Genomic DNA, 5,265 nt, shown 5'->3' with positions numbered 1-5,265 from the left:
GCCTCCGCCCGGAAAATGCCGCTGGAGAGCGGTATGCGCTGAAAGGCGCACGTACCGTTCGGGAAGGGGCCGTCGGAAAAGGAGCCGAACCACGGATACCTCGCCGGCGGCCTACTTCACTCTTCTATCAGAACCGGACGGGCTGCCAATGGCGCTACCTCCCGCATGATCTGCCGTCCTGGTCAGCGGTGTTCTACTACTTCGGCCTGTGGCGCCAGGACGGGCTTGACCAGCGCATCCAGGAACTTCTGCGCTGCCAGGTGCGGGAGAGGGCGAAGCGATTAGAGGACCCGTCCCTCGTGATCATCGACACCCAGTCGGTCCGCGCGGCCGCGGGTGTCCCCAAGGTCACGACGGGACTGGACGCCAACAAGAAGGTGTCGGGCCGCAAGCGAGGGCTGGCCGTCGACGTTCTCGGCCTGATCATCGGCGTCGTGGTGTTGGCCGCCTCCGTCCACGACAACGCCGTCGGCACCGCCCTGCTCGACCAGGTGGCCGAGCGGTGCGGTAACCGTCTGGAGAAGGCCCTGGTCGACCAGGGCTTCAAGGACGAAGTCCTCATCCGCGGCGCCCTGTTGGACATCGACGTCGAGGTCGTCCGCCGCAACCCCGACGACCAGGGCAAAGGCTTCGTCCCACGGGCCTTGACCCCGAATCCTGAACACGGGTTATGCGGCTGGTGTGAGCGTAGTCGGTGTGAGGTGGAAGGCGTTCTCGAAGGCGATGGGCGATCGCTGTCCGAGGCGGGAGTGTCGGCGCCGGGTGTTGTAGCGGTGGAGCCATCTGAACGCATCGAGTCGGGCCTCACGCTCGTCTGGCCAGCTCTTCCGGCCCTGCAGGGTCTCGCGTTTGAAGGTCGCGTTGAAGGATTCGGCGAGTGCGTTGTCCGCGCTGGATCCGACCGCGCTCATGCTCTGTCGGACCCCTGCTGACCTGCAGGCTTCAGCGAAGGCTCTGCTGGTGTACTGGGCTCCGTGGTCGGTGTGCATGATGGCTCCCGCGAGACTGCCGCGGGTGCGGACGGCCGCGGCCAGGGCGTCGGTCACGAGGTCCGTGCGCATGTGGTCGGCGATCGCCCAGCCGGCCAGACGGCGCGAGGCGAGGTCGATGACGGTGGCCAGGTAGCAGAACTTCCCGCCGTCGAGGGGCAGGTAGGTGATGTCGCCGACGTACTTCGTGTTCGGCGTGATGGCGGTGAAGTCGCGGCGGATCAGGTCCGGGGCCTTGGCTGCAGCCGGATCGGGGACGGTGGTGTGGTGCCGGCGGCGCAACCGGACCCCTTCGATCCCGGATTCCCGCATGATCCGGGCGACTCGCTTGTGGTTGACCGCCTCACCGCTGGTTTCGCGGAGCTCGGCGGTGATCCGCGGGACTCCGTAGGTGCCGTCCGATTCCCGGTGCACCGCCCGTATCCGGGCGGCCAGTTGTGCGTCGGCCGCCTGCCGGGCGGCCCGGTCGGCGGCTGTGCGGCGCCAGTGGTAGAAGCTCGAGCGGCTGACGCCGAGGACGTGGCAGAGCCGCTTCACGCCGTAGCGGCGCTGCAGGTCGGCGACGCACTGGAAGCGGTTCACCAGCGCGTCTCCCCGGCGAAATATTTGGCCGCCTTCCGCAGGATCTCGCGTTCCTCCTCCAGCTCGCGGACCTTCTTCCGCAAGGCCGCGTTCTCCGCTTCCAGGGGTTGCGGCGGCTGGGCCGTCTCCGGTGTCCGGCGTCCTCGTGGACGGCTTGCTCCGGCAGCCCTCACCCAGTTCCGCAGGGTCTCCGGATTGATGCCCAGATCAACAGCGACCGACCTGATCGTCGCCTCCGGCCGCGACTCGTAGAACGCGACCGCGTCCGCCTTGAACTCCGGCGGGTAGTTCTTCATGACCACGAGATGTCCGTTCTCAGATCCTCTAGATCCAGTGTCTCGTGTGTCCAACATCAGGGGTCAAGGCCCCTGGTGCACCTGACCCGCGTCATCAAACGCAAACTGAAGAAGATCCAGTACCGGCCTCACCTGATCACCGGCTGCCTGCCCACCACCGGCCCGGACCTTGTCGGGCTGATCGATCACCCTGACATCGCGGATTCAAGCTGAGTACACTGGCGGGTACCAACATTCCTGGAGGGCCCGATGACCACAGCTTGGGAGGAACTTCCTCAATGGATGCTACCGCCGCGTGAAAGTGGCTGGGAGGCTGACGACCTCGACAGCATCCCCAGCCTGCCGCGTCACACTGAGCTGATCGACGGAGCACTGATCTTCATGATGTCCCCGCAGAGTTCCGGTCATGCGCGGTTGGTGGGACGGCTTACGCAGCGACTGGAGGAGCAGGCTCCCGAAGGATTCACGGTCGATCGTGAGATGACCATCCGCATCGACAAGAAGACGCGCCCCGAGCCGGATGTGCTGGTCAGTACGGTTCCGTACGACGAAGATCGTACCAGGTACCTGCCTGAAGAGGTCGTATTGGCTGTGGAGGTTGTTTCCCCCGAATCGGCTGACCGTGACATCAAGTTGAAGCCTGGGCGATACGCAGAAGCGCGCATTCGACACTTCTGGCGCATCGAGAAAGAAACCGACCACGTAGCAGTCCACGTCTTCGAACTGGAAGAGACCACGAAGACATATGTAGCTACGGGTATCTACCGGGATCGGTTGGCCGTCTCGGTACCTTTCCCTGTCAATATCGACCTGAAGTCTCTTCGACGTTGATATTGAGGTGGAACTGTTGTTGATGGGGTGTGACTGGGTCTGGGGATCTGCGGCGGGTGCCGCCGACGGGGCGGGAAGTGGTGCGGCTGCGGGTCGTGGTCGCGTTGGAGTCGGGGCGGGGGCAGGGGTACCGGCAGACGGCTGAGGTGTTCCAGGTCGCGGAGCGGTCCGTGGGTACCTGGTGGTCGTGCGTGCGTACCAGGCGGGTGGCCGGGAGGCCCTGGCGGTGCGGCGGACGGACCGTCCCGGGCCGGATGAGCGGATCAGTACGGAGGGACGGGCCGTGCTGTTCCGGGCGATGGCCGACTACACGCCCGAACAGCTTCTGATCTTGTCCTACCGTTCTAGCGCGGGCCCACGCCGGTCATTCGTAGGATCGGTGAGCCCGAGGACTCCGGGTATGGCTGTGAGCTTGTCGCCGCTTGACGGCTGAAAAAACTTGGCCGCCCGGAGCCCGCGACGGTCACAACCGCTCATTGGGATACGCGACTCGATCGCTGAGTAGGACAACGTCGGCAAGGCCGTCCACGGGATCACAGTACGAACAGCTGGCGGAGGCGGCCATGTTCACGATCTGGGCCGGGGTCGACATCGGCAAGGAGCATCACCACTGCGTGGCACTCGACGCCCGCGGGGAACGGCGGCTGTCGCGCCGCGTCGGCAACGACGAGCCCGAGCTGCTGGAGCTCATCCGCGAGGTACTCGCCCTCGCCGAGCCGGGCGAGGTGCTGTGGGCGATGGACACCAACCACGGCAGTGCCGCTCTGCTCATCGGGCTCCTGCTCGAGCACGGGCAGCCGATGGTCTACCTCACCGGCCTGACCGTCCACCGCGCCGCGGCCGGCTACCGCGGCCAGAGCAAGACCGACGCCAAAGACGCCCATGTCATCGCCGACCAAGCCCGCATGCGCCAGGACCTCGGACTGCTCCGGCCCGGCGACGAAGTCGCCGTCGACCTGCGCATCCTTACCGGCCGCCGGCTCGATCTCGTCAACGACCGCACCCGGCAGATCAACCGGCTGCGCGAACAACTCCTGGGAATCTTCCCGGCCCTGGAACGTGCCCTGACCCGCAAGGGACGCGGGCTGGTCGTGCTACTGACCGGCTACCAGACACCGGGCACGATCCGTCGTATCGGTGCCCGCCGCCTCGAATCCTGGCTGAAGAACCGCGGTGTCAAAAACGCCTCCTCACTCGCCCGGACCGCGGTCGAGGCGGCAGAAGCCCAGCACACCGCGCTGCCCGGAGAGAAGCTGGCCGCGGACATGGTGGCCCGGATCGCGAAAGGCGTGCTGGCCCTGGACGCGGAGATCACCGAACTCGACGCACTCATCGAGGCCCGCTTTCACGACCATCCGCACGCCAAGGTGATCGAGACCCTGCCCGGCATGGGGCCCCGCCTCGGGGCCGAGTTCATCGCCGCCACCGGCGGAGACCTGACAGCCTTCGGCACCCCGGACCGGCTGGCGGGCTTCGCCGGACTGGCCCCGGTCCCACGCGATTCCGGCCGCGTCCGCGGCAACCTGCACCGGCCCCGCCGCTACCACCGCGGCCTGCTGCGGGCCTGCTACCTCGCCGCGATGGCCAGCCTCCGCTGCTGCCCCGTCTCCCAGCACTACTACCAGCGCAAGCGCAACGAGGGGAAAAGCCACATCCAAGCCGTGCTGGCCCTGGCCCGCCGACGTCTCAACGTCCTCTGGGCCATGATCCGCGACAACACCTCCTACGAAATCCGTCCCGCAATCCCAACTGCGGCTTGACGAGCGCTATTGGGAAGTTCTTTTTCTTCCGGCGTCGAACGGTGTCCCGAACGTGGTCACTCACCTGGGAGTTTGCCGGACATGAGGGCGGCCTTCGTCTGATCCTGTGCTCCGTCACAGAGATACGGGATCAACCGAAGGCCGTTGTCATGAGTGTGGTGTGCCGCGATGTCCGGCGGGAAGCGTTCGCGGAAGCGTCACGCTTCCGTGGCGAGTTCTACGAGTGTCTGACCGCACGGCGGGACGAGATGTTCGAGTTGGTGGACGCGGTGCTGTGCGCGGACGGAGCGGTGAAGACACCGGTGGATCTGACGCTGGTGCCCGAACACCGTCGTGGACACGGCGCCATGTACGGAGCCCTCAACCGCGGTCGCATCGACCTCGGGCGGCTGCGGACCTTGCTCGCCGGGCTGCCGTTGCCCCGCTTCGAGGGCGGGCGCCTGGTGCTGGCGGTCGACGTGTCGCCGTGGCTGCGCTCGGACGCACCGTGCTCGGCGGACCGGCTGTTCTGTCACGTCTACGGGCGGGCGAAGTCCGCCTCGCAGTTCATCCCGGGCTGGCCGTACTCCTACGTCGCGGTCCTGGAACCCGGGGCCACCTCGTGGACGTCGATCCTGGACGTGCTCCGGCTCGGCCCACAAGACGACGCGACCGCCATCACCGCCGCCCAGCTCCGCGCCGTGGCCGAGCGGCTCATCTCAGCCGGTCACTCATCTTGAACTCGCGGGTTCCGGCTCTGCGAGCTCCTCCGCAGCGATGAGCAGCCCAGTCCCGATCAAGCAGCCGTCGATTAGGTCGGGGCGGTAC

Annotated in this window: 4 protein-coding genes and 2 pseudogenes; 5 read left to right on the top strand and 1 reads right to left on the bottom strand. The window is 66.6% G+C overall.

Annotated features, from left to right (window positions below; translation table 11 throughout):
- Positions 1-38: 38 nt before the first annotated feature.
- Positions 39-641 (top strand): annotated as a pseudogene (locus IG74_RS50505) (transposase); the annotation flags it as partial.
- Positions 642-668: 27 nt separating this feature from the next.
- Here IG74_RS50505 and IG74_RS0143710 read toward each other — a convergent pair.
- A protein-coding gene (locus IG74_RS0143710; protein ID WP_420710050.1) for an IS3 family transposase occupies positions 669-1,873 on the bottom strand; the annotation gives its coding sequence in 2 pieces (ribosomal slippage) (positions 669-1,588 and positions 1,588-1,873; 1,206 coding nt in all).
- A 69-nt stretch (positions 1,874-1,942) separates the two neighbouring features.
- Between IG74_RS0143710 and IG74_RS50500 the strand changes: the two genes are divergently transcribed.
- From IG74_RS50500 to IG74_RS0143685, 4 genes and pseudogenes are all read left to right on the top strand, one after another.
- Positions 1,943-2,080 carry a hypothetical protein gene (locus IG74_RS50500; protein ID WP_199818984.1) on the top strand — a complete coding sequence of 46 codons (138 nt, stop codon included), beginning with the start codon at positions 1,943-1,945 and terminating at the stop codon, positions 2,078-2,080.
- Positions 2,081-2,116: 36 nt separating this feature from the next.
- Complete coding sequence (locus tag IG74_RS0143695; RefSeq protein WP_030689170.1) at positions 2,117-2,698, top strand: Uma2 family endonuclease; 582 nt, start codon at positions 2,117-2,119, stop codon at positions 2,696-2,698.
- Between the two features lie 563 nt (positions 2,699-3,261).
- Positions 3,262-4,458 carry an IS110 family transposase gene (locus tag IG74_RS0143690; protein ID WP_030689168.1) on the top strand — a complete coding sequence of 399 codons (1,197 nt, stop codon included), beginning with the start codon at positions 3,262-3,264 and terminating at the stop codon, positions 4,456-4,458.
- Positions 4,459-4,607: 149 nt separating this feature from the next.
- Positions 4,608-5,165, top strand: a pseudogene (locus IG74_RS0143685) (transposase); the annotation flags it as partial.
- Positions 5,166-5,265: the final 100 nt, after the last annotated feature.

It is taken from the genome of Streptomyces sp. NRRL B-1347 (assembly GCF_000720325.1).
Lineage (GTDB): Bacteria > Actinomycetota > Actinomycetes > Streptomycetales > Streptomycetaceae > Streptomyces.
This window is presented reverse-complemented; position numbering and strand designations above follow the sequence as displayed.